Below are 23,251 nucleotides of genomic sequence, written 5' to 3'. Positions count from 1 at the left end.
GAACTTATTGACAATTCGTAGGTTTTGTGTTAAATTGAAATAAATCAAGTCGGTTACATGACCGACACTAAAAAAGAGGTGTATAGTATGCAGCTTAAAAAGGTTAAGAAGTTACTTTTTGAGCGCTTTGGCACACAGGTTTCAGCCCATTTAAAAGATTCTTGCCTTATATTAACTGGAACCCTTCAAGAATGGAATGAAGTTGTTGAGGCTGGAATGCTTTCAGTTGATAAACACCGTGGTTATACTGTGGTTAACAAGATTAAATGTTTAAATGCTGAAATCCCACCAATGCGACTTCCTTTGATTAATGATACAGCTTTAGATAAAGTAGCTCCTGATGTATTAATAATTGGTGCTGGAATTATTGGAGCTTCAATAGCTAGAGAACTTTCAAAGTGGGACTTAGATATTTTAATTGTAGAAAAAGAGCATGATATTGCATTACACGCATCTAGTCGAAATGATGGAATGGTTCATCCTGGAATTGATTTAAAGAACGGCTATGTAAAACAAAAATACAATGCTCTAGGAAACAAGATGTACGATAAAATTTCCTCTGAACTTAACGTCCCCTTTAATCGATGTGGTCAATATATCTGCTTTAAAAAGAATATTGCTAAGCTATTTCTGTTTTTTGCTCGTAGTCATTGGAAAAGTGTCGGCATAGATGAGATTTATGCACTTAGCCGTAAGGAAATCAAAAAAGCTGAGCCTACAATTAATGATGATATTAAGTCTGCTCTCTATTTTCCCTCTGCTGGTATTGTTTCTCCTTATGAACTTACCATTGCATATGCTGAGAATGCAGTAGAAAATGGAGTCACTCTCTCACTTGACACAGCCGTTATTGGCATGGAAGTTCATGAGGGAGAAATCACTTCCATTAACACTAATCGGGGAATAATTTATCCTAAAATTATAATTAACGCTGCTGGTGTTTTTTCAGAAGATATAGCCATTATGGCAAAGGATCACTTTTTTTCAATCCATCCAAGACGAGGAACTAACTCAATTCTAGATAAAAAATCAAAGCATATTGTAAATACAATAATATCTACCTTTGGTACTTCAAGTAAGAGTAACCACACAAAAGGTGGAGGAATTGTTAGCACCATTGACGGAAATGTTTTAATTGGACCTAATGCACTTGAAACTTATAAAAAAGAAGATTTTTCAACTCAAGCTTCTAGTATCTCAGATGTTTTTAAGAAGCAAAAAGAAACCACAGACCTCCTTTCAACTGCTGACATAATCACATATTTTACTGGTGTCCGTGCCCCAACCTATGAGGAAGACTTTGTAGTCGAAAAAGGGCGTTTCACAAAAAACATTATTCACGCAGCAGGTATTCAATCTCCAGGACTAACGGCAGCTCCTGCTATTGCTGTTGAAATTGAGAAAATTACTGTAGATATGATATCGAAATCCCAAACAATAAATTCAAACAAAAAATATAATCCAATAAGAAAAGCCATTCCTCACACAGCGAAAATGTCAACTATAGAAAGAGCAAGGCTTATTAAAAAACATTCAGATTACGGTGAAATCATCTGTAGATGTGAAGAAATAAGCCGTGGAGAAATTATTGATGCCCTAAATAGACCTGTGCCCTGTGACACAATTGATGGAGTAAAGCGTAGAGTGCGTCCAGGTATGGGCCGCTGTCAAGGTGGTTTTTGCGGTCCCCTTGTGGCAGGTATTATTGCAGAAGTAAAAGGCATTCCTCTTTCAGAGGTTAAAAAAAGTGGAAGTAATAGTGAGCTTTTATTTGGCGAAACAAAGGTAGGTGTTAAAGATGACCTATGATGTAGTTGTTATTGGTGGTGGACCTGCTGGACTAGCTGCTACTATTGCTGCTAGAAAAGAAAATTCAAAGGTTCTTTTAATAGAACGGGAAGCAAGACTAGGTGGAATATTAAAGCAATGCATTCATGATGGCTTTGGACTTATTTATTTTGGAGAGAGACTTGCTGGCAGTGAATATGCTAGTCGCTGGGTTAGTGAAGTAGATCAGTGTGGAGCTGAAATTTCACTTCTTACCTTTGCTTCAAAGGTTGAACCCCTTGAAGAAGGCTTCCGTCTAACTTTAGTAAATAAAGAAGGTATCCGTGAAATCACAACAAAGACCCTTGTACTTTCAACTGGTTGCAGAGAACGAACGGCAAAACAGGTGAACATTCATGGAACTAGACCTGCTGGAGTTTATACCGCTGGAACAGCTCAGTATTATATTAACATCTTAGGACAAATGCCAGCAAAACGTTGTGTAATTCTTGGTTCTGGTGACATTGGACTCATTATGGCCAGAAGACTTACCCTTGAAGGTGCAAAAGTACTAGGCGTCTATGAAGCAAAGTCAACCCCTAGTGGACTAACTAGAAATATAAGTCAATGCCTAAGGGATTTCAATATTCCGCTTTATGTTAATCATACAGTAACAGAACTTCATGGAGTTGACAGGCTTCAAGCTGTGACTATTATGAAGGTTAATAACAATATGATTCCAATTCCAAACACTGAGGAAAAAATAGAATGTGATACCTTGATTTTATCAGTGGGACTTATTCCTGAAAATGAGCTTGCAGAAGAGCTTAATATTTCCATTGACAATAAAACAAAAGGTCCCTTCTGTGACCAGAACTTAATGACATCTGTTGAAGGCGTTTTTACTTGTGGCAACGCACTCCATGTAAACGACCTAGTTGACTATGTTTCAGAAAGTGGTGAACTGGCCGGTAAATCCGCTGCTACCTATATTAAAAAGAAAAATCCCTATGTGGACATAAGCTGCGATGATAACTTTCTATATTTACTACCTCAGAAGCTTGAGCTTGGTAGTATAAAAAAAGAAACAGTATTTTTCTTGCGAAGTAAATTTAACAGAGGAAAAACAAAAGTTAAGCTTCTTATTGATGGAAAAGAAGTATTTACTAAAAAATTCACTCATCTTAATCCTCCTGAAATGGAAAGGATAGTAATTGATTTTACAAAAGCATCCCTATGCCAAAGCAGTAAAATTAAATTTGTAATGGAGGACCTATAAAATGAAAAAAGCCCTCGTCTGTATTGTATGCCCTAAAGGTTGCCAACTAACCATAGAACTAAAGGAAAATGATGAGCTTATTGTTACGGGAAACAACTGTAAAAAAGGAATAGATTTTGCCTTCAACGAGTTGAAACATCCAATGCGCTCTCTTTCAACAACTGTTAAAACCCTCTTCTCTTGGATGCCTGTCCTTCCTGTTAGAACCAATGGTGGAATTCCAAAAGAACTTATATTTGAAGCCATGAAAGTCTTAAACAAAGTTGTGATTTCAAAAGAAATAAAATGCGGTGAGGTTATTTTATCTGACTTACTTGGTACTGGCTGTGAAGTAATAGCCACTGCAGACTTAAAAGGTGGTGAAAAATAATGCAAGAGCCCCTTGTCCTTACCTTTGACGTTGGCACACAAAGTGCGAGGGCAATGCTCATTAGCCCAAAGGGAACTGTTGTTGCAATATCACAGAAAAAATTTCAAATCCCCTATTATTCTGATTATCCTGATTGGGCAGAGCAAGATGCCGATTATTATTGGGAAAAAATATGTGAAGCCTCCCTTGAACTAAAGGAAAGCTCCATTGAATTATGGGATAGAATAGCAGCAGTTACAATAACCACAATAAGGGACACCTGTGTTTGCATTGATAAAAATGCTAAGCCATTAAGACGAGCTATTTTATGGCTAGACAAGCGCAAAACTAAGGTAACAAAACCAATTCCCTACAAGAAACAAGCTATATTCAAAACCATAAAAATGGATAAGGCAGTAGATATGCAAAGAGAGAGCTCCGCCTGTAACTGGATAATGGAATATCAGCCTGAGCTTTGGAAAAAAACTGATAAATTTTTAATGCTTTCCGGATATCTAACCTATTGCCTTTGTGGAAAAATAGTTGATTCTTGCGCTAATATGATTGGTCATATCCCCTTTGACCATAAGAGAAGAGCTTGGATGAAACCTCAAAGTCTTACTCGTTGTATATTTGATATTGAGCCTGAAAAGCTTTGTAAACTTGTCGAACCAGAGGAATTGCTTGGTACCATCACAAAAGAGGCTTCCATGGCAAGTGGAATAAAAGAGAACTTGCCACTAATTGCATCAGGCTCTGACAAAGGTTGCGAAACCCTTGGTCTTTCTTGTACCACTCCTGAAAAAGCAGCAATTAGCTTTGGAACCACTGCAACAATTCAGTTTACTACAAACAAGTATATTGAGCCACAGCGTTTTATTCCACCTTATCTATCTATTATCAAAGGAAGATACAGTCCTGAGATTCAGATTTTTCGAGGATATTGGCTGGTATCTTGGTTTAAAAAAGAATTTGCTGCAAAAGAAGTGGCAGAAGCCCTTCAAAAAGGCATGCCTCCTGAAGAACTCCTAAATGCTCGTTTACGAGAAATTCCACCAGGTTGTGATGGACTAATTCTTCAACCTTATTTTACCCCTGGAATAACAATGCCTGTAGCAAGTGGATCTATTATTGGTTTTTCTGATGTCCATACTCGAATTCACATTTACCGTGCAATTATTGAAGGGTTAAATTTTGCTCTTATTGACGGACTAAGGCTAATGGAAAAACGGTCAGGGGAAAAAATAAAAGAAATCTATCTTGCTGGTGGTGGCTCCCAAAGTGATGAGATTTGCCAAATTACAGCGGACATGTTCGGACTTCCTGTTCATCGCATACAAACCCATGAGGTATCAGGCCTTGGAAGCGCTATGGTGGCATTTATTTCCCTTGGTATTTTTAATAACTATGAGGAAGCCATAAAAGAGATGGTACAAATAGTTGATACCTTTCAGCCTAACATGGAAACTCATAAAATCTATGATGTGATTTATTTTGAAATTTTTAGAAAGATTTACGGTCATCTGTTGCCATTATATAAAAAGAATTATAGAAAAGAGGTATAGCTAATGTCACATAAATATAAGAATTTTGAACCAAAATGGTTTAATGAAGACTATTCAAAAAGTTCCTATCGTTCTATATTTAAGTGGGGAGACCCAAAACAAATTAAAATTCCAAGAGAGTCTCTTTATACAATGGTTAAAGAAATCTTTAAAGTTGATGACAGTTTTTTTGAAAAATATAAAGAAGACCTAGGAACCGATGAGGTTGCCTTTGATATTCCTTGTAAACTCAGTGAGGCTCAATTAAATGAGTTCCGTAAAATTTGTGGAGAAGAATTTGTTCGCACTGATGATTATGCTCGGCTTTCTGTTTCTTACGGAAAAACCATGTATGACCTACTTCGCCTTAGAAATAAAATTATTGAAAATATTCCTGACGCTGTACTCTATCCTGATAATAAAAAGCAAATTGAAGAAATTGTTGCTTACTGTACAGTGGAAAAAATTCCTGTGTATGTTTATGGTGGAGGCTCCTCTGTTACTCGTGGGGTTGAATGTACCAAGGGAGGAATTTCACTGGATATGCGCCTTAGATTTAACAAGGTAGTTTCCTTTAATGAAATAGACCAAACTATTACAGTGGAAGCTGGTATGAGCGGGCCTAAACTTGAAGAAACCCTTAATAATGCTGTGAAAAACTTTGGCGCCAAAAGAGCTTACACCTGTGGTCACTTTCCTCAAAGCTTTGAATATTCTTCTGTTGGTGGCTGGGTTGTAACAAGAGGTGCAGGTCAAAACTCCACCTATTATGGCACAATACAAGATTTAGTCCTTGGTCAAGAATATGCAACTCCTATTGGACCTATTAAAACTGACACATACCCAAGAAAAGCCATTGGACCTGATTTAGGTGAAATTATGATGGGTAGCGAAGGAGCCTTTGGCGTTTTAACCCATGTAACCCTTAAAGTCTTTCGTCATATGCCTGAGACAATTCGCAGATTCTCCTTTATGTTTAAAAATTGGGAAATTGCTCAGGAAGCTGCAAGAGAAATTATGCAAAGTGAAGCAGGACTACCTTCTGTTTTCCGTCTATCTGACCCTGAAGAAACAGATGTAATGCTTCGTTTATATGGAGTTGATGAAAGTCCTCTCCGTCACCTCTTTGAAGTGCGAGGTATGAAGAAAATGGAGAGATGCCTTTTCTTAGGGTTTACCAATGGTGAGGACAGTTTTTCTAAAAACTGTGCTAAAAATGTTAAGAGGATTTGTAAAAAATATGGAGCTATGAATCTCACTGGTTCTGTTACAAAGTCTTGGGAGCATGGTCGCTTTACAGATCCATATCTTCGTGATACCATGCAAGACTTCGGAATAGTTACAGACACCATGGAATGCAGCGTAAATTGGAGCAATATGGCTAAGGTTCACAGAGATGTTCGTGCTTACTGTAAGGCTCGTCCACAAACAATTGTAACCACCCATATGTCTCACGTTTATCCTCAAGGAGCTAATCTTTATTTTATTTTTATTGCAAAGATGAGTGATCCTGAGGAATATAAGCAGTATCACGCTGGAATTTTAGATGCTATTCAGAAAAGCGGTGCCTCCATGAGCCATCATCATGGAATTGGAAAAATGTTTGCTCCATGGCTTGAGGGTTCCATTGGTAGCACTGAATATTCAGTGATTCGTGCCTTGAAAAACCACTTTGACAAAGATAATATCATGAATCCAGGCGGAACCTTGGGACTTGATATTGATGAAAAAGATAAGAAGTTTTTAAATAAATCATCTGAGTAAATTTAAAGGTTCCTGCAAATGGCTTTCTTCGCAATAATATGTAGCTTTATCAACACTATCTTAAAAAAGAACTAAATGAAAAATCAGTAGGTAGATTTATATAACAGCAAATCTACCTACTGAGTTTTTCATTTTTTACCGTGGCTGCACCACAACCTGTTCAAGTTCTCATATAAAGATAAGTAAAATCCAATTTATACCTTTTTAACAAATTCAGATTTTAAGCTCATAGCTCCAAAGCCATCAATTTTACAATCGATATCATGATCTCCATCAACTAGACGTATATTTTTTACCTTTGTGCCTATTTTCACAACTGATGAACTACCTTTTACTTTAAGGTCTTTGATTACTGTTACAGAATCACCATCATTTAATATATTTCCATTGGCATCTTTGATAACCTTTTTATCTTCACTATTTTCCTTTTCTGATTCTAAAGTCCACTCATGTCCACATTCTGGACAAACAAAAAGACCTCTATCTTCATAAGTATATTCTGAATTGCATTTTGGACAATTTGGTAAAGCTGACATAAATTCATTTCCTCCGTTGCTATTGTTAATTTTATTATATGATTAATTCACAAAAACTACTTATTTGCTAGAATTATGAAATTTCTCATAGGTTTCTATGATATCATAATCTTCTCTTATTGCCAAATCTTCTTCAAAACGAAACTTTAAAATTCTATTTTTAATTCTAAAGCTTGGTAAGTATTAGGAACGTAACCATGTTGATAGAACTTACTAGTATTGTTATTCCGATTGTGATTCTATGGCTGATGCCGCTCGTTACTATATTGAAGAAACAGGAAGTTTGGGTGAAGTTCCCAGTCACTTACAACCATATATTGATTATGAAGCCTTTGAGCGTGACCTAGCCTTGAAACCTCTCATGGGATATTTGAGTATGTCAGTTGATTGTCCATTTGTTATGTGTTTTCCTCAAATGATTAAAAGGCAAACACTGAAAAAATCAATACTATTGTATTCTGTCTCTCATGCATGATAGACTGGTGATGAATCTATGGAAATAAAAATAGGAGGATTTACTATGAGCAATGCAAAAGAAAACATCATCCTTTATATACGCTTTTCAATCGTTGTTTAGCACAGACTAATCCTAAGAATAGCAATTGCCATCTTAAACATTGCAAAAAACCTATAAGAAATCTTCTCATAGGTCTATATAATATCATAATCTTCTCTTATTTCCAAATCTTCTTCAAAGCTCACCCTTAAATTTCTCTTCTAATTATATGGCTACATTCTTGTAAATTTCTCAGGCTATTTTTTCTATATCTCTTAAATAATTTTTATTATCTTGCTTAATTTTTCTTGCAGCATTTTCTATGTATATAGTTTTCATAACCTTCCGCCTTACAAATCTCATCTCCTTGATAAATAGGCTCCTTACAAAACTCACATATATTATTATACATTGCTGTTTTTTTAGTATCTTGTATTGCTTTGGGCTTATCTTCCTCTTGTTTGCTTTCTAACTCTTTTACTGCTTTTTTTATTTCATGTTTATTGTTAGTACAGATAAGCCAGTTAATATAATTATCCATATTTCCTTTAAACATAGCCAGTGCCTTTTCCTCTGCAATTTTAATAACATAATCATCTAAAGTAACAGTTAATCTTTTTGTATTATTTATTCCCATATAATTCTCCTGCTTAACTGCTTCTACTAGCAGAATATGCAGAGATTCTAGATTTGTTACTATTTCTTCACTTTCATATACATGTACTTTAATATATTAATTCTACTAAAAAGAAAAGTGCTATATGATTCTTACGCAGTTTACACAAATTATTTTACACTAATTCATAATAATTCATTGTATAAGCTTCCTCAAATCCGCAGGATTTATAAAGATTTAAAGCATTATTATTTTTTGTAACAACTTGAAGCCTTATCTGCTCTGAGTTTCCTTCCTTTAATTTTTCTATTGCACTAACTAAAATTTCTCTTCCATAACCTTTTCTGCGATACTCTTGAAGCACTCCTAATCCATAAATACCTCCTATACAGTTGTTTATTTCTATACGCACTTTTCCTATAGTCTTATTGTCAACTTCTGCTATATAACTATATGAGCTATCACTCTCATCTTCCTCTACCTTTGAAACATCATCCTCTTTGAATTCACTGTTAAAATATATTGAGTCTTGCCACGCTATTTCTCTTGCGTCACTTTTAGTAGCTTTACGTAGAACCACATTATTTGATTGAAAGTTTTCCATTAAGTTATCTTTTAAAAACATCTCATATTCTGAATTATTATAAGTAGCACCGGTATACTTAATAAATTCAATACCAGAAGCAGAAGCATCATCACATAGTAAAAGCATTTTTTTCGATTCTCTTTTCTTCCATTCATCTCTGACTAGAGAAAATAATTTTTTAAATATACCCCTTCTTCTATACATTGGATGTACCATTCCATTAACTTCTAAAGCACCTCCACCAAATTCTCCGATACCAATGTATCCAATAAGTTCATTATTGTCATAATACATAAATTCGTTAATATTGTTTGAGTTTTTATTTTTGCCCTCCTCTCTGCTTAATTTATAATCAATCTCCAGCTTTAGTGAAGTTTTATCCGTTTCTAAACAAAGCTTCTCAAGCCTACTGATATCCTTAGCATCATTTCCATCTAGCAGTTCCTTTAATTTTATACTAGGATTTTTTATATCTCCCATAATTTCTATTCCCCCATTTTATCTTATCTATATTTTTAAATACTGTAATATTCTCTCCATTGTACCATAAAAATACAAATCATGTCCTAAATGGATATATAATTTCCCATTGTACTCCATCTGCAGGCTGCAATGATTTCATCCTCTGATTTTATCCATAGGCTTATATGCCATAGGAGCTTCATCCAAGGTTGATTTATTTACTGAGGTTGTGAATATTCCTTTCATGGATTTCTCATAATCCTCCATGGTCAATACTTCCTTAGCTTTGCTTCTGCTCATAAGTCTTCCTGCTCCATGAGGTGCAGAATAATTCCATTCTGGATTTCTCTTTCCACAGCCAATATATTATATGTACTGGTTTAAATGGCTACAATTGTTTGAAAATCACAAGGAAGTTGTGAAAATTAAAAACTTTATGGTTAAATGTAATGTAGCCCATGCTTATACAAAAATAACTGATTATAAAGAAAGACAACCAATATTCGTTTAATTATATACATTATATGAGATTGACAGTATAATTAGCATATGATCAATTTGTAATTTAGTGCATAATTGTAAAATTACAGAATTAAGTTTAATTTTATTAGTGGAGGTAATAAAGGTGATTACATATAGAGAAGTTGATAAATCATACTTTGATAAATATGATAAAATTCCAATGCTTATTAATGTGAAAAGCATATTCAAATTAGAAAAGGTTGAGAATGGATTAGGAGGGATTTTATTAAAAGAGACTCCGACCGAAGAATATATAAAAGATTTAGGAGCATATGAGGAAGTAACAAAATATGCAGAAGAATTTGATATAACTAATTGGGCATTCTTTATGGCTTTTGATAACGAAATTCCCATTGGAGCAATTACTGTTGTTTCAAAAACAAAAAATATTCATCTGCTTGACGGTAGAGATGACATAAGTGTGCTATGGGATATAAGGGTTGATGATAGATATAAGAACCAGGGAGTAGGTACAAAGTTATTTACTATGGCTGTTCAGTGGTCAAAATCAAAAGGATTAAAACAAATGAAAATTGAATGTCAAAATAACAATGTTCAAGCGTGTAAGTTTTATCATAAACAAGGTGCAGTATTAGGAAAAATAGATGAATACGCTTATTACAAAGATATTGAAGATAGAGATGAAGTTCAACTTATATGGTATTTAGATTTATAAAATTATATTAAATATACAATCTTTTCAAAATATGAATTAAGGGAGGTCTCAAAGAGACTTCCCTTAATATTAGTTATACTAACAACATTATTATAAAACATAGCCTAACATTAAAATCCACTACAAAACCAATTGCCATGGATTTCATTATGTTATTATACTCTAATTGAAATTTTAAAAATATAATTTTTATACCCTTATAAAATATATCCGTTATTTGTGATACGGTTTTCCGTACCTTACTCTACTTATTTGTAATTTATTTTCTTCCAGAAATAACTACTGCATTACCTAATACTTTTTTGTGTAATAGAATAGAAGGTAACTCAATTATATTCTCAAGCTTTTCAACTTTAATTTCTGAAACTCCAAGTGAATCAATAGCCTTAAAAAACTCATTGTTCTTTCCAAATACTTTTTCATCAAGGAATAAATCTAGGAACACAAACTCTCCATCATTATCAAGAACTCTTAAAGCTTCTTTCAACACTTTTATTTTATCACTCTCATCTTTTACTTCATGAAAAGTTAAACAACTTACTACTACATCAAATTTATGTTCATCGAATGGTAGCTTAGATGCACTCGCTTTTATAAAATCAATTCTATCTAATACACCTTCACATTCAGCATTTGTTTCACATATTTGTTTTGAGTATTCCCAGTCTTCTCCCCAATAATCAATTCCTACAAGAGATGTTTTGGGTAATGATTTTGCTAGTTTAGTTATAAGTGAAGCACTACCAGCACCTATATCTAATACTTTACCATTTCCTTTATGATTAACCTTATCTGTGATTAAATTATGTATTTTAGATTGGAAATTCCCTCCAAAATCTGAAAATTGATAGTAAGAATATGATACTATAAATGAAATATATAAGAATGGTAATGACAAAATTCCTGCACTAATACGTATAAATGAATCAATCGGCAGTAATGATATTAATATTAGAAATAAAGAAATTACCGAAAAAGCAATTATTTTATTTACTCTTATCCAGGTTTTATAAGCTGGTTTTTTATTCATAAATTGCCTCCTTAAATATAAGTTTTGAATTACATAGCCATAAAATTATTAAATCTTAAATGAATAATACTTTATTATATCACAAGATAACTTTTACTCTTAATTTATTCTGATTACAAAGCTTGTTTTCAAAAGTATAATAATCGCAAAAACAGCCTTAACTATTTTAATTAATAGATTAAGACTACTTTTATGCTTTATTTAATGTATAACTCATATTTATTAATCTTAGTGTATTTTCCTAAAGCCGTATCCCTTATTTATGATACGGTTCTCCGTATCACTTTCAAGTGAGGTTTTTACATTATTTAACTCCAAGGATTAAGGATATTAGTTTCACCATCATTCTTGTATCTATCCCAAGCTTCTATTGCCCAATTATATATGCCATCTATGAACTCTGTATCTTCTGAAGCTGAAACACCTACATACCCATTTCCTCTATCATAAGTTTCCCATCTTGTAACATACTCCATTACATCACTCCACTCACTTAATGGTATTAGATTAAACTTACCATCTAGGCCTAATATTAATCTATAATCTCTATCATCTAATTTACTTGCTATCTCTTCTATTAACTGCTTCTTGTTCATGAAAATTAATCCTCCTATAATTTTTCTTCTATTATATTATAACCTTTTTATTAATCAACATTTATATTGCAATATTTAAGCTTAATGTGCTTATACCAACATTTTTTAATATAAAAGAAGAAGGAGTACCCTTTATAGATACTCCTTCTTCCTTACTTAAATAGTTAACCAAGTTATCATTAATGTTAATCTTAATTGAGTCAATGTCCCTTAGCTCATTAATGGTTATTTCTGAAATTATCATGTGTAATAACTTCTTCTGTTGCTCCCTACTTGTGCTTTCTTTTAAGACCTTACTGAAATTTTCAAGTATGCTCTTAATGAAGTCATAAGGTAGTTCTTCCTTAACATCATCTGATAGAGTAACTAATAACGGTGCTTTTTCTTCTTCTAGTTTTTTAACTCTTTCAGTTAACTCATTTTTTCTTGCTTGAAATTCCTCTTTAGTTAGTATTTCATCTTCATAAGCTTCAAAAAGTTTACCTTTCTTCTTATCTAGCTTTTCTAGTTCTTTATCAATTCTTGTTAGCTCCTTCTTAGCAGGATTAACCTTTCTAATTCTTTCTTTATTAACATTACTTACTATAGTTTTAACCATCTTATCATTAGAAAGTAACTCTGAAAGCTTATTAAATACGTACTCGTTAGCTTTTTCTACTCTTATTGAATTACTGGTACACACTGCTGTACCTTTATTTTTCCAATTTCCACAAGCATAGTAAGCTATACTCTTCTTAGTACCATCTGCTAATTTATTAGTAGTTCTTGATATTACCATACCAGCTCCACACTTAGGACATCTTAGTATTCCTGTCAATGGAAATTCTCCATCATGTACTCTTGAAGGTTTCCCTTTCTTATTTTCTAGAATTGCTTGAACCTTGTCCCATAGTTTCTCATCTATGATAGCTTCATGCACTCCATCAGTTATTATAGGATTAGCATTAATATTTCTTCTTCTCTTTTCAGACCAGTTCTGTCTTACATTGTATCTAACCTTACCTATATATACTGGATTAGTTATAATATCTTTTATTGAACCTACTGAGAAGTTGTTTCCCTTCTTAGTTTTATGTCCTAACTTATTTAGTTGGTTGGTAATTGCCTTATAGCCTTTGCCATTACCATATTCATTAAAAATAAATCTTACTGTTTCTGCTTCTTTTTCATTAATAGTTAGCTTAGTTTTTCTTCTTTTAGCTCCTTCTAAGCTTTCTACTGCTACTAAATCATATCCTAAAACAGTACCACCACACCATTCTCCACTCTTTGCCTTGGCACACATTCCCATTTTAACGTTTTGTGCTATTGTACCTCTCTCGAATTCACCTATTAATGCCATCATTTGAAACTGCATTTTACCTGCAGGTGTATCAGTTTCAAATGGTTCTGAATAAGATTTAAAAGTTATATTATTCTGCTCTAAAACATCAACTATCTTTAAAACATCAGCTAACTTTCTACTTATACGGTTAATCTTCCATGATATTACCATGTCGAATTGCTTATCTTCAGTATCATTAAGTAATTGCTTTAACTCTGGTCTATTCTTAATATCTTTACCACTAATCCCTCTATCTGAATAACACTTATATACAGTGTAATCCATCTTTTTACACCACTCCATTAGTAACCTTTGCTGTTCATCTATACTATAGCCTTCTTCTGCTTGTTCAATGGTTGAAACTCTACAATAAATTGCTACTCTCTTTCTTCCTTGCTCCATAGTTACATCATTAGTTAAAGTTATAAATCCCATCTCTATTCCTCCATTATCTTTAAATTATATTCCTTGTAGCAAAAATATAATATATACTTATCTTCCTACTTTATTACATTTTTTTATAAGGAAAATACCGTCATTATCATCACTTCGCTACTTCAATATAGACGATATTTTCCGTTATAAATGGCTATATAGCTTCTAGTTCTTCTAGTTCACTATCATTTTTAGTTTCTCTACAATCTTTAATGTACTTAATTATCATTTCTGAAATTATGTCTACAACTTCACTTATCTTTTTATCATTAGTCATTTTTCTATCTCCTTCATAAGATTTTCTTTTTTAAAAAACTTCTTCTATAAGTTCATCTTGATGCTCAACTACATAAGATACACGTTCTGATGATTCACAGAAGCTTATTATAGGAATTTCTCTTAATGAACAATTCAACATAAGAATCATACCTATTACATTTATTAGCTCATCTATTGACCATATTAAAACTACATCAATCTTTCCATCAATAACGTCACAAGCTAACTTCTTTAACTCTTCTAAACTATTGGCGTTATCAATATAAGTTTCTATTCTACCCTCATGTTCCCCAAGCTCATATCTCAACCATTGTAATCTCCCATATCCTGTTGACAGATTTTCTCCACTTTCTTCTTTTCTTATATATAATCCTATCTTCTTATCTGTTAGTTCTTTTAATGCTTTCATCTTAACTTGCTCCTTTTCATATTGAATTTATCGACATTATCGAAGTATCACCTCGATAATGTCATTATTATATAAATCTAAGCTACCTTAACTATATCAATGACTTTACCTTGATTTTTATGTCTTACATCATAGTAAATCCCTTCTAGTTCAAGGTTAGATTTTATTTCATTTAATCTCCTGCTTAGTACATTAGGTTCTTTAGCCCATAACTTAGATGTTGTATCAATCTGCTCTGCTTCTGCAACTTCATTCAGTACTTTTAATAATGTACTTACAGTTCCACTAAAGTTCTTTACCTCGTCCATGTACTTAATTAATGCAGTAGCTACTGGATTAGCTTCAACTGCTTCTTGATTAGCTTTTTTCTGATTATTTAAATATGCTTTTAAGAATACTTCTCCACCAATTCCACAAGCTTCTGCCACAGCATAACCCCATCTAGTAAAGTCAGCCATTCTACCCAACTTATCTAATGCTACTGTTGGGTATATCTTCATAGCCTTTGATAATGTTGTTAGCATAGCTCCTAGTATTTTAGGTTTATCAGCATTGAAATCCTCCCATACCCTAGATTCTTCTTTTCTTTCATCTTCTGGAATTCTTTCTAATGCTAAAACTATACATCTATCAAGTAAATCAGCTCTTGTAGCCATAACATTAATCCCATTTAAGGTTATACGACTTTTAAAGTTGATTATTTTCTCATCATCATCTGTATATAACTTTCTTTTACTGTAGCCACCACCTGTTGAAGCAATGCAGAATAGGTCACTTTTCTCTGATGAAACACTATCTAGGTTATCAAAACAAGGCATATAGTTATTAAATAATGCTATTGCTAAATCTTGTATGGCTTTAGGTATTGAAATTATATCTCTTGAAGCTGGGTCAACTAAGCTTCTATTCATCTTCATAGTGGTGGTTTTAGAAGCTCCTTTCTCCCCATGAATTACTTCAATTGGGTGAGGAATATATGGTATTAATCTAGTTACTAGACTTACTGTATGAAGAGTTTTATCTTCTTCATCTTTAAACCTAAAATGTCTATCTAGTAAACCCACTAAATCCTCATATGACTCTGGTATCACTTGTTCTTTCATATTGTTTCTTCTTATAAATAAAATTTGCTTACTATCATCAATCTCCCACCCATTTTCGTCTATCTTAATGATAGTTGAAGCCTTATCTGCAATGTCATAGTAGATAGTATTTTCTACGCTTGTACATCTTTTAGCCACTTCTATCTCCTCACCTTCATATAAAGCTTTAGCTTCTAACACTCCAATTGCTTGATTAATATTATCTTTAGATGGAGCTTTTTGAGTGTTATCATAATACCTTTTTCTTAAAAGCATTTGATACTTCTTATCTTCTATTCCATAAACTTCGTAAAAGTTACCTTTATCTACTGCAACGAAAGTTTCTTCTAATGAGTTATGAAAAAACACATCATTATTTTCTAATGCAAGGTCTATCAATACATCAGCTTGACTCCTTTTTGGTTCATCATTAGCTTGTATATTATCAGAATATTCCGTATTTTTTCTCGAAGCCTTTGGCTCATACATCTCTCTAAGTGACTCCCAATTGTTTTCTGAACAACTGTCATGATGGCATTTAGCACTAATTCCACCCTCATAAAGTTGTGTTACTGATGCAGCTTCATCAGTATGATTAGGATTCCAAGGACATACTTTTAGAACATGGCATAACCCATACTCTTTTTCCTCTGTATGACTTATTTCTATTTCATGCTTTTCTAGCCACTCTTTAGCATCAAAGCAACTTATTACATTAGCTTTACTATTTTGCTTTTTAACTTTAACTTCTTTCTTTGGTATAAGCTCTGCTACTTTCTTAATTAATCTTTCTTCTACAACATTAAACTCTTCTGGAATATCTATTATTCTTGACCTTCTATGAGGTCTTATTTCATCATTATCACCTTTACAAGCCATAGTTCCATATAACTTAGTTATTCTAGCAGGATTATAGGTTGTCTTATCTATTTGAGCTTCTTTAGTACTAAACTTCTTATCTAACACAATAAGAAAGTCTTTTATCATTTGAGTTACTTCCTTAGTATTAGGTAAATCTAACTTATATAGTACATGGTATCCATTACCGCTACATGCTACTATAGGCTGTGGAAATCCTTCACTTATTAAATATTCTATTACTGACTTGGCTACAACATTTGCTGACTCAAGTTCTTCATCTGTAGATGAAACACCTGCTGGTCTCTTTGGGTCTATATCTATAAGAAGCAATGCTCTTCTTGTTATCTCTGAATCAGATGTTGTATGTTGAGCATAGTTAACTAATTTATTCTTGGCTCTTGCCATTAGTTCTTCTGAAAAAACATTTAATGTGAAAAATATATTATCTTTTCCATCATATTTCATAATGTCATTTAAAAGCTGGTTCTTATCCTCATAGTAACCACTTCTTGTCCCATTTTTAGTCTTAATCATCCTTACTTCAATTGGTACATTAACCTTTTCTAAAGCTTTAATTCCCTTAACATATTCATCTCTTAGTTCTCCATAATTGTTATTAATCATTTCCTTCTCCTCCTTGGTGTTGGTGTTTTATTTCTGTTCCTCACAAGATTTATTATAAGTTAATAGCCTCTTTATCACCTCCATATACAGTTAATGTAAAAAGTTAAGACAGAGAAGAAAGTTCTCTGTCTTAAATGTTGTATATAAAATTAGAATTTATTATTTTCATAGTATTTCTCATTTTTTCTTCTTCTTTTTGCACTTCAAAAATTATTTTTTCTACCCCTTGTATTTTTTTCAACGTCTTAAATTTATCATCTGTAACTTTTAAGACATAACTATCTATCTTTCCCCATACTACTTGACTTATATCTCTAATCGACCTATACTTTCTATTCTTATTATTCCCGTCATACATATAATCTACTACAGATTTACCATATTCCCCCTCATATTTATCTTGTAATAACTCCTTATATATTTTATCATCTACTATAAAATACTTCATATTACTTCCTTTTTTCTTAAGCTTAGTAATGTCTTTATCATATGTCGTTATGAATATTATATTTTCCTTACCTTCTGCCTTCTTTATTTTCTTTAATACTTCATATTTATCTTGTACAATAACCTTTCTTTGAAGCTTTTTTTGATATACTAGCTTCTTGTCTGAAACTTTAGTAACTTCTATCTTTGTTTTATCTACTATATTAATCTCTGATAAAATTATATCTAGATATATATTGCTATCTGCTCTAGCAATTACAAGGTTTACATCCAATTTAGTTTTTGTATATTCTCTAAGCTCCAATGACTCTACTTCTATTCTATTAATCCTACCTATTTTTATATAATCTAGTAGAACTATGCTATAACCTAAATTAGCTAATTCTTCTATGTCATTATATATTCTATCCTCATATACAATTGTATTTAATTTTTTAGCATCCTCTATTAATGCTTTAGCCATTCTCCAATTAATCTTAATGCTATATATGTCGTTTAAGTATTTTATAACCTTTCTCTCAGTCCATTCAACTTCATTAAATCCTTGGAAGATAGGATTTTTGTTTAATACTTGAAGAACTTCTTCTTGTACATCTATTGGTATAGTGTTGGCTCTTTTAGCTTTCTTTAGTTGAACTTCATCAAGATTAAATTTTGTTATCCATCTATCAATAGTTCTAACAGATGTAGAATATTTACCAGATAAATAGTATTTATCTGCACCATTAAGATATTCATTTACACATTCTTGTTTCTCTTCATCAGTATGTCTAGTTTTTATCATTTCATTGAAAATATCCTTTCATTATTTTTATCATTAATAATATACCCACTTTTATAACTGAAAATATCGTCACTACCATATTATCGATTATGACGATATTTTCTGAAAAAAAATGTGCTTTAGAATTTTTTAACTTACTTAAAACTTACTAAATACTTATTAAAAATTCAATAAATATTTAGTGATTTTTTCACCTTAGCTATAATTAGTCAAAAAAAGAGGTCACCCTCTTTTTATTATGCTATCAATATTAAATAGCATGTATTCTTAAAGATTACTTATTATTTCTTTTCATCTTATTATATATATACTTGCCAGCTGAACCAACTATAGTTATTATGATACCTACCTTTATTAAAAACCATATTATAGAGAAAAGTCCACCTGCAACCTCTCCAATTATACCTACTATTATTCCTACCCCTAATATACATAATCCCCATACAGCTATAATACCGCCACAACCAAAGTAAGTTATTTCGCACTTTAGAAATACCCCAGCAAATGTTACTGTTCCTAGTATAAAAGTTATTATCCATAATAAGTTGTCCATATTTATTATCTCCTTCTACTCTTATAAAAACTTTCTTAAAAATGATGCAGAAATATTAAATCTGCTTGCTACATCCGATATTGCAGTATCAGTATCTATCCCACTAGCAATTAACTGTAAAAGTATTATGATTATCTTTAATATCTTAACTGGATTCATTACTTCTTCTCCTTTACATATGTGTAAATATATGAATAACAATCTCTTACAGGAATTAGCTTTATTACATATTTAGCTATTTCAAAATCTACATATAAGAGAGTTTCATTATCATAGCCTGTACCTCCACATAGCTCTACAACCTTTTCATAGTTGTTAATTAAATCAAATTGAATGTAATTTAATTCTTGTTGTAGCTTCTTTAAATCTATTTCCTTCTTGCTGTTTAACTCTATTATTAAATCTCTTGGATTCCATTGATTAGCTAATCTTCCATCATAGAAATCAAATCTCATTACTCCTAGAAGTTCCTTACTATCATAGTTAAAATACTTTTCTTTACTTAATTCTTTCATCATTTAATCCTCCTTAATACTCCTCGCAAAGAAGCATAGTTGAATACTCTCCACTATCTATAACATATATTTTCATCTTTCTATGTAGCTCAACATCTTGTAATTCCAATGAATAAACGGCTTTGTACTCTGGTTCTTCTTGGCTATGTTCAATTATTATTGAAGCTCCTTCTTTTCTTAATTTAAATATTTGTAAATAATCTATTTCAACATTTCCTTTCTCATTAAGATTATCAATTATACTCCACATTAGAAGTTGTAATCTAATATCTACTTCCCCATTTACTCCTCTTGTAATATAACGATTACTCTTATTTTTAAACATTTTCTATGTTCCCCCTATTTCTTATTTAAAATTTGAGATAAATTCTTTATAAATTCCTTTGAGAATACTCCTGCAGTTATTGATTCTTTAATTAGTTGCAGTAATTGCTCCTCTGTTACATCTAGTGACCTTGGAATATATCTTTCTGCTGACCTTATAGTATCTTTATAAAGACTAAACCTGATTTCATCTCTTTTTATACATTTAATGAATATCTTTTCTATGCAATATGTATATTCTTCATCAGCTACCTTTCCTTGATTTAATATCTGACAATACTTAGTATCTTTTATTACTTTCCTTGTCATTGTACCCTCCCATATTCTATAAATAAAAAAGCCTTATCTACCGATGTATTGGTAATTAAGACTTTCATTCAATCGTATAATCTTTCAAATTCTGTGGTGTTAGTTCCAATGGAATTATTAATGATATGGCATAATCATTATTGCATAATATTAGTGAATTGGTATATATTGTACCGCTATTACAAACTATCTTATCTACATATTCTGGTATAACCTCATCACAATCAATATATGCATTATCTTTTATTGGCTTAAAATCTTCTTGCTTTTCCAAAATCGCTACATAACCTCCATCATCTTTATACTTATTCCTATCTGCTCCGTATTCAATATCTAGTATTTGTAATATGCATAGAATTGTTTCTTGAACCTCCTGTGGCAAAGCTACAAGCCTTTCTTTTTCATTCAGATGACTAACTTCTATCATGGTTATTACCTCCTTAAAAATAAAATGCTCTTACCCATGTTTTAAATGTAAGAGTTCTCATAACTATAATATATATTTGAAGCTAATGTTTAATCCTTCAATTTCCTTTAACTACTCTGGTCATAGGATATTTCTAAAAATGCAAATAATTTTCATAAAAGTTGAAATTACAGTTCTTTGTTGAATAATTAATCGTATTCTTGAATTATTGATATTACCTGATTTAAGGAACAAGTATAGCTAATAAATAGTCTTTTAAGTATACACCTTAAATAGAAAAAGAATAAAACTAATTTATTGCCATTGTGTTTTATATGTTGTGACTTAAGAGCAACATATTAAATCATCTAAAGACTTAGATTGTATTCCTATATGAAACCTAGTAAACTTATCATAATTCACTACTTCGTTATACCCCCAATATTTTAATCCAAAAGGTGATTTGTACAAAATACAATTAAATTTTTTTACCTGTAACATTCAACATCTTATAGATTGAAAATTGCATTTCCTTCACTAATGTTCTCAGTATACTCAATTTTCTCATCAAATCATTTAAAAAAATAACAGTTAGCATAAAACTAACTGTTATTTTCTAACGTAATGTAACCATTCCACTATCTAAGTTGTAACCCATTTTCATTAAGATAATTAATAAAAAGTTCTTTTACCTTAGTAATCTCATCAATTTGTAAAGTTCTTTTACTATCACCAATAATCATTCTAATAGTAGTACTCTTCATGTTATCTGGAACATTTTTTCCTGAATAAGTGTCTATATAATTAGTTTGTATTATTAATGGATGGATGAATTTATTCACCAGGGATTCTATATCATCATAAAGCGTATTTATTGGAGTTAATATACTGAAATCAAGATAAGTTTCAGGGTACTTTGAAATTGCTTCATATTTAATTGGGTTTTTTTCTACAGTATTAAGAAGCTCCAAATTAATGTCTATTACCTTTATAGTATGCTTGTTGCTGAATAATTTCAATGTAGAGGACGGTATAGAATACACATAGCCTAATTTCACATCTTTATAACTTATGCTAAGGCAATGCTCCTTATAGTCATTCTTTATTCCAATATACTTTCCATCAATATTTTTCGCGGTTTTTAATAAATATCTGCTAATTCCCTTGGTATAGCGAAATAATTGTTCCTCATCTTTGCTGCTGTAAATTGCAGCAGTCAAATGCTTAGGTTGAGCTAATTTACCCTCATTCATTTTGAATACTCTTCCTATTTCAAAGATTTTAATTTCCTCAAAGCTTTTTCTATTGTCATAAATTATTTTGAGTAAATTAGGCAGTATATCACTTCTAAGGCTTTCATACTGCTTTACTCCAGAATTCACTATCTTCAAGGTGTTTTTATATTCATATCCAAGTCTCTTAAGCCAATTGTTATCGTACCATGAGTAGGAATGAACCTCGTTGAAGTCAAATTTTTTCACTAATATATCCTTCAATAAACACTCCATATCCTTTATAGGATTTTTTATACGAGCAGCTACTTCTGCTTTATTAGGACTGCCTTTTATATTATCATAGCCATAAACTCTAAGAATTTCTTCTATTATGTCTGCTTTACAGGTGATATCCTTTGTTGCCCTGAAGGTGGGCACTTTTATATAATATACATCCTCTTTCTCTTCTACCTCAAACTCCAAACTCTTTAGTATATTCATCACAACAGTCTTATCAATCTTATTTCCTAAATAAGTTTCTATATATTTATGGTCAATGTTAATATCTATAGACTTTACTTCATTAATAACATTATCGTACAGCGATGTTTCTACTTCTATTTCCGGCTGATACTTCTGAAACAGTTTTAAGAATCTCCCAATGGCAACAGTAGTAATTGCGGTATCTAAGAACTTTTCATATCTCATGCTTGCATCTGTTCTAATACCTAAGGATGAGGCAGTTTTTCTTACAGCCACCCCATCAAAAGTAGCAGATTCAAGTATTATTCCTTCTGTATTTTCACATACCTCTGACTCATACCCTCCTATTATGCCTGCTATGGCTAAAGGCTTATCCTCACTGCATATCATTAATGTATCTTTAGGAATATCTCTTTGTGAATTATCTAAAATACCGAACTGTATTGGCTGCCTTAAACTAGCTACTCCAATAGAAAGGATATACCTACTATTAAAAGTATGAAGAGGTTGACCTATATCAAGCATAACATAATTTGCAATATCTACTATAATATTAATTGGTCTAATGCCGCAGTTACTTAATCTATCAGCAATAAACTCTGGCGATTTATTTGCCTTCACATTACCAATTTTAATTGCAGAATATCTCAAAACCTTTTCTCTATCTTCAATATCGACATCTAAAGTCTTTTTACTAATGTCTCGTAGCTGCTCTTCCTTTATATAATCTATACTTTTTAATTTCCTACCTGTGATTGCTGAAATTTCTCTTGCTATTCCATAATGGCACCATAAATCTGGTCTATTGGTTAAAGATTTATTATCTATTTCAATTATCACGTCATTATCTATATATTTTACTTCTTCTATCTCTGCAGTGGTAATTGTGAATTTACCTACAAGCCAATCAACATCTATATTTTTTATATCCACATAATCATTTATCCAATCCAATGATATCTTCATTTTTCTTCCCCCA

The 23,251-nt window shown here is 31.9% G+C and carries 24 protein-coding genes and 2 pseudogenes; 8 read left to right on the top strand and 18 right to left on the bottom strand.

Annotated features, from left to right (window positions below):
- The first annotated feature begins 87 nt into the window (after window positions 1–87).
- The 5 genes from ACI48Q_RS08425 to ACI48Q_RS08405 all read left to right on the top strand — a co-directional run bounded on the left by ACI48Q_RS08425 (window position 88) and on the right by ACI48Q_RS08405 (window position 6,703).
- On the top strand, window positions 88–1,809 hold the full coding sequence (locus tag ACI48Q_RS08425) for an FAD-dependent oxidoreductase (RefSeq protein WP_474918639.1): 1,722 nt from the start codon (window positions 88–90) through the stop codon (window positions 1,807–1,809).
- Window positions 1,799–3,046 (top strand): NAD(P)/FAD-dependent oxidoreductase, encoded by a 1,248-nt coding sequence (locus ACI48Q_RS08420; RefSeq protein ID WP_474918638.1) that lies wholly within the window; start codon window positions 1,799–1,801, stop codon window positions 3,044–3,046. The genes ACI48Q_RS08425 and ACI48Q_RS08420 overlap by 11 nt, the downstream gene beginning before the upstream one ends.
- 1 nt (window position 3,047) lies before the next feature.
- Window positions 3,048–3,416 (top strand): DUF1667 domain-containing protein, encoded by a 369-nt coding sequence (locus ACI48Q_RS08415; protein WP_474918637.1) that lies wholly within the window; start codon window positions 3,048–3,050, stop codon window positions 3,414–3,416.
- Window positions 3,416–4,960: an FGGY-family carbohydrate kinase gene (locus ACI48Q_RS08410; RefSeq protein WP_474918636.1), complete on the top strand. Its 1,545-nt coding sequence runs from the start codon at window positions 3,416–3,418 to the stop codon at window positions 4,958–4,960. The genes ACI48Q_RS08415 and ACI48Q_RS08410 overlap by 1 nt, the downstream gene beginning before the upstream one ends.
- A 327-nt stretch (window positions 4,961–5,287) precedes the next feature.
- Window positions 5,288–6,703, top strand: coding sequence for an FAD-binding oxidoreductase (locus ACI48Q_RS08405; protein ID WP_474918635.1), 1,416 nt, complete (start codon window positions 5,288–5,290; stop codon window positions 6,701–6,703).
- Window positions 6,704–6,897: 194 nt separating this feature from the next.
- Here the strand turns inward: ACI48Q_RS08405 and ACI48Q_RS08400 are convergent, their stop codons facing one another.
- A complete protein-coding gene (locus ACI48Q_RS08400; RefSeq protein WP_474918634.1) occupies window positions 6,898–7,239 on the bottom strand; it encodes a zinc ribbon domain-containing protein YjdM in 342 nt (113 codons plus the stop codon).
- 241 nt (window positions 7,240–7,480) lie between these two features.
- On the opposite strand from ACI48Q_RS08400, the gene ACI48Q_RS08395 reads away from it, so the two are divergent.
- Complete coding sequence (locus ACI48Q_RS08395) at window positions 7,481–7,714, top strand: antirestriction protein ArdA (protein WP_474918633.1); 234 nt, start codon at window positions 7,481–7,483, stop codon at window positions 7,712–7,714.
- 319 nt (window positions 7,715–8,033) lie between these two features.
- Here ACI48Q_RS08395 and ACI48Q_RS08390 read toward each other — a convergent pair whose 3' ends face one another.
- From ACI48Q_RS08390 to ACI48Q_RS08380, 3 genes and pseudogenes are all read right to left on the bottom strand, one after another.
- The gene (locus ACI48Q_RS08390) at window positions 8,034–8,372 is read right to left on the bottom strand and encodes a hypothetical protein (RefSeq protein WP_474918632.1); all 339 of its coding nucleotides are present in this window, start codon (window positions 8,370–8,372) and stop codon (window positions 8,034–8,036) included.
- Window positions 8,373–8,526: 154 nt separating this feature from the next.
- Window positions 8,527–9,417, bottom strand: coding sequence for a GNAT family N-acetyltransferase (locus tag ACI48Q_RS08385; protein WP_474918631.1), 891 nt, complete (start codon window positions 9,415–9,417; stop codon window positions 8,527–8,529).
- 147 nt (window positions 9,418–9,564) lie between these two features.
- Window positions 9,565–9,753: pseudogene (locus ACI48Q_RS08380) on the bottom strand (RtcB family protein); the annotation flags it as partial.
- 13 nt (window positions 9,754–9,766) lie between these two features.
- On the opposite strand from ACI48Q_RS08380, the pseudogene ACI48Q_RS08375 reads away from it, so the two are divergent.
- Together ACI48Q_RS08375 and ACI48Q_RS08370 are read left to right on the top strand one after the other, a co-directional pair.
- A pseudogene (locus tag ACI48Q_RS08375) lies at window positions 9,767–9,910 on the top strand (IS1595 family transposase); the annotation flags it as partial.
- Window positions 9,911–10,024: 114 nt separating this feature from the next.
- Window positions 10,025–10,597 (top strand): GNAT family N-acetyltransferase, encoded by a 573-nt coding sequence (locus ACI48Q_RS08370; RefSeq protein WP_474918630.1) that lies wholly within the window; start codon window positions 10,025–10,027, stop codon window positions 10,595–10,597.
- Window positions 10,598–10,856: 259 nt separating this feature from the next.
- Here ACI48Q_RS08370 and ACI48Q_RS08365 read toward each other — a convergent pair whose 3' ends face one another.
- From ACI48Q_RS08365 to pheT, 14 genes are all read right to left on the bottom strand, one after another.
- Window positions 10,857–11,627, bottom strand: a complete 771-nt coding sequence (locus ACI48Q_RS08365; protein ID WP_474918629.1) for a class I SAM-dependent methyltransferase — start codon at window positions 11,625–11,627, stop codon at window positions 10,857–10,859.
- 308 nt (window positions 11,628–11,935) lie between these two features.
- On the bottom strand, window positions 11,936–12,223 hold the full coding sequence (locus tag ACI48Q_RS08360; protein ID WP_474918628.1) for a hypothetical protein: 288 nt from the start codon (window positions 12,221–12,223) through the stop codon (window positions 11,936–11,938).
- A gap of 61 nt (window positions 12,224–12,284) precedes the next feature.
- Window positions 12,285–13,982 (bottom strand): recombinase family protein, encoded by a 1,698-nt coding sequence (locus tag ACI48Q_RS08355; protein WP_474918627.1) that lies wholly within the window; start codon window positions 13,980–13,982, stop codon window positions 12,285–12,287.
- A gap of 154 nt (window positions 13,983–14,136) precedes the next feature.
- Window positions 14,137–14,259: a hypothetical protein gene (locus tag ACI48Q_RS08350; protein ID WP_474918626.1), complete on the bottom strand. Its 123-nt coding sequence runs from the start codon at window positions 14,257–14,259 to the stop codon at window positions 14,137–14,139.
- A 30-nt stretch (window positions 14,260–14,289) separates the two neighbouring features.
- Complete coding sequence (locus ACI48Q_RS08345; protein ID WP_474918625.1) at window positions 14,290–14,670, bottom strand: hypothetical protein; 381 nt, start codon at window positions 14,668–14,670, stop codon at window positions 14,290–14,292.
- 77 nt (window positions 14,671–14,747) lie between these two features.
- Window positions 14,748–17,237, bottom strand: a complete 2,490-nt coding sequence (locus ACI48Q_RS08340; RefSeq protein ID WP_474918624.1) for a hypothetical protein — start codon at window positions 17,235–17,237, stop codon at window positions 14,748–14,750.
- Between the two features lie 130 nt (window positions 17,238–17,367).
- On the bottom strand, window positions 17,368–18,468 hold the full coding sequence (locus tag ACI48Q_RS08335) for a hypothetical protein (protein ID WP_474918623.1): 1,101 nt from the start codon (window positions 18,466–18,468) through the stop codon (window positions 17,368–17,370).
- A 274-nt stretch (window positions 18,469–18,742) separates the two neighbouring features.
- Entirely contained in the window at window positions 18,743–19,021 is a 279-nt protein-coding gene (locus tag ACI48Q_RS08330; RefSeq protein WP_474918622.1) for a hypothetical protein, read from the bottom strand.
- Between the two features lie 21 nt (window positions 19,022–19,042).
- On the bottom strand, window positions 19,043–19,180 hold the full coding sequence (locus ACI48Q_RS08325; RefSeq protein ID WP_220323145.1) for a hypothetical protein: 138 nt from the start codon (window positions 19,178–19,180) through the stop codon (window positions 19,043–19,045).
- Window positions 19,180–19,539 carry a hypothetical protein gene (locus tag ACI48Q_RS08320; RefSeq protein ID WP_474918621.1) on the bottom strand — a complete coding sequence of 120 codons (360 nt, stop codon included), beginning with the start codon at window positions 19,537–19,539 and terminating at the stop codon, window positions 19,180–19,182. Before ACI48Q_RS08320 ends, ACI48Q_RS08325 begins: the two co-directional genes overlap by 1 nt.
- Window positions 19,540–19,549: 10 nt before the next feature.
- Window positions 19,550–19,861 carry a DUF960 domain-containing protein gene (locus ACI48Q_RS08315; RefSeq protein ID WP_474918620.1) on the bottom strand — a complete coding sequence of 104 codons (312 nt, stop codon included), beginning with the start codon at window positions 19,859–19,861 and terminating at the stop codon, window positions 19,550–19,552.
- A 14-nt stretch (window positions 19,862–19,875) separates the two neighbouring features.
- Window positions 19,876–20,169 carry a hypothetical protein gene (locus tag ACI48Q_RS08310; protein ID WP_474918619.1) on the bottom strand — a complete coding sequence of 98 codons (294 nt, stop codon included), beginning with the start codon at window positions 20,167–20,169 and terminating at the stop codon, window positions 19,876–19,878.
- 64 nt (window positions 20,170–20,233) lie between these two features.
- On the bottom strand, window positions 20,234–20,596 hold the full coding sequence (locus tag ACI48Q_RS08305) for a hypothetical protein (RefSeq protein WP_474918618.1): 363 nt from the start codon (window positions 20,594–20,596) through the stop codon (window positions 20,234–20,236).
- A 617-nt stretch (window positions 20,597–21,213) separates the two neighbouring features.
- Window positions 21,214–23,238 carry a phenylalanine--tRNA ligase subunit beta gene (pheT, locus tag ACI48Q_RS08300; RefSeq protein ID WP_474918617.1) on the bottom strand — a complete coding sequence of 675 codons (2,025 nt, stop codon included), beginning with the start codon at window positions 23,236–23,238 and terminating at the stop codon, window positions 21,214–21,216.
- Window positions 23,239–23,251: the final 13 nt, after the last annotated feature.

It is taken from the genome of Clostridium sp. LXY-7 (assembly GCF_056172015.1).
Note: the sequence above shows the minus strand (reverse complement) of the source record. Positions and strands in the feature narration are given on the sequence as shown.

What these genes read in the sequence shown, in the direction of transcription:
- ACI48Q_RS08310 (WP_474918619.1), bottom strand. Translation starts at nt 20,169, where the DNA reads ATGACAAGGAAAGTAATAAAAGATACTAAGTATTGTCAGATATTAAAT.
- ACI48Q_RS08405 (WP_474918635.1), top strand. Translation starts at nt 5,288, where the DNA reads ATGTATGACCTACTTCGCCTTAGAAATAAAATTATTGAAAATATTCCT.
- pheT (WP_474918617.1), bottom strand. Translation starts at nt 23,238, where the DNA reads ATGAAGATATCATTGGATTGGATAAATGATTATGTGGATATAAAAAAT.
- ACI48Q_RS08385 (WP_474918631.1), bottom strand. Translation starts at nt 9,417, where the DNA reads ATGGGAGATATAAAAAATCCTAGTATAAAATTAAAGGAACTGCTAGAT.
- ACI48Q_RS08320 (WP_474918621.1), bottom strand. Translation starts at nt 19,539, where the DNA reads ATGATGAAAGAATTAAGTAAAGAAAAGTATTTTAACTATGATAGTAAG.
- ACI48Q_RS08410 (WP_474918636.1), top strand. Translation starts at nt 3,416, where the DNA reads ATGCAAGAGCCCCTTGTCCTTACCTTTGACGTTGGCACACAAAGTGCG.
- ACI48Q_RS08400 (WP_474918634.1), bottom strand. Translation starts at nt 7,239, where the DNA reads ATGTCAGCTTTACCAAATTGTCCAAAATGCAATTCAGAATATACTTAT.
- ACI48Q_RS08350 (WP_474918626.1), bottom strand. Translation starts at nt 14,259, where the DNA reads ATGACTAATGATAAAAAGATAAGTGAAGTTGTAGACATAATTTCAGAA.
- ACI48Q_RS08365 (WP_474918629.1), bottom strand. Translation starts at nt 11,627, where the DNA reads ATGAATAAAAAACCAGCTTATAAAACCTGGATAAGAGTAAATAAAATA.
- ACI48Q_RS08335 (WP_474918623.1), bottom strand. Translation starts at nt 18,468, where the DNA reads ATGATAAAAACTAGACATACTGATGAAGAGAAACAAGAATGTGTAAAT.
- ACI48Q_RS08330 (WP_474918622.1), bottom strand. Translation starts at nt 19,021, where the DNA reads ATGGACAACTTATTATGGATAATAACTTTTATACTAGGAACAGTAACA.
- ACI48Q_RS08415 (WP_474918637.1), top strand. Translation starts at nt 3,048, where the DNA reads ATGAAAAAAGCCCTCGTCTGTATTGTATGCCCTAAAGGTTGCCAACTA.
- ACI48Q_RS08345 (WP_474918625.1), bottom strand. Translation starts at nt 14,670, where the DNA reads ATGAAAGCATTAAAAGAACTAACAGATAAGAAGATAGGATTATATATA.
- ACI48Q_RS08420 (WP_474918638.1), top strand. Translation starts at nt 1,799, where the DNA reads ATGACCTATGATGTAGTTGTTATTGGTGGTGGACCTGCTGGACTAGCT.
- ACI48Q_RS08325 (WP_220323145.1), bottom strand. Translation starts at nt 19,180, where the DNA reads ATGAATCCAGTTAAGATATTAAAGATAATCATAATACTTTTACAGTTA.
- ACI48Q_RS08340 (WP_474918624.1), bottom strand. Translation starts at nt 17,237, where the DNA reads ATGATTAATAACAATTATGGAGAACTAAGAGATGAATATGTTAAGGGA.
- ACI48Q_RS08390 (WP_474918632.1), bottom strand. Translation starts at nt 8,372, where the DNA reads ATGGGAATAAATAATACAAAAAGATTAACTGTTACTTTAGATGATTAT.
- ACI48Q_RS08315 (WP_474918620.1), bottom strand. Translation starts at nt 19,861, where the DNA reads ATGTTTAAAAATAAGAGTAATCGTTATATTACAAGAGGAGTAAATGGG.
- ACI48Q_RS08355 (WP_474918627.1), bottom strand. Translation starts at nt 13,982, where the DNA reads ATGGGATTTATAACTTTAACTAATGATGTAACTATGGAGCAAGGAAGA.
- ACI48Q_RS08305 (WP_474918618.1), bottom strand. Translation starts at nt 20,596, where the DNA reads ATGATAGAAGTTAGTCATCTGAATGAAAAAGAAAGGCTTGTAGCTTTG.
- ACI48Q_RS08395 (WP_474918633.1), top strand. Translation starts at nt 7,481, where the DNA reads ATGGCTGATGCCGCTCGTTACTATATTGAAGAAACAGGAAGTTTGGGT.
- ACI48Q_RS08360 (WP_474918628.1), bottom strand. Translation starts at nt 12,223, where the DNA reads ATGAACAAGAAGCAGTTAATAGAAGAGATAGCAAGTAAATTAGATGAT.
- ACI48Q_RS08425 (WP_474918639.1), top strand. Translation starts at nt 88, where the DNA reads ATGCAGCTTAAAAAGGTTAAGAAGTTACTTTTTGAGCGCTTTGGCACA.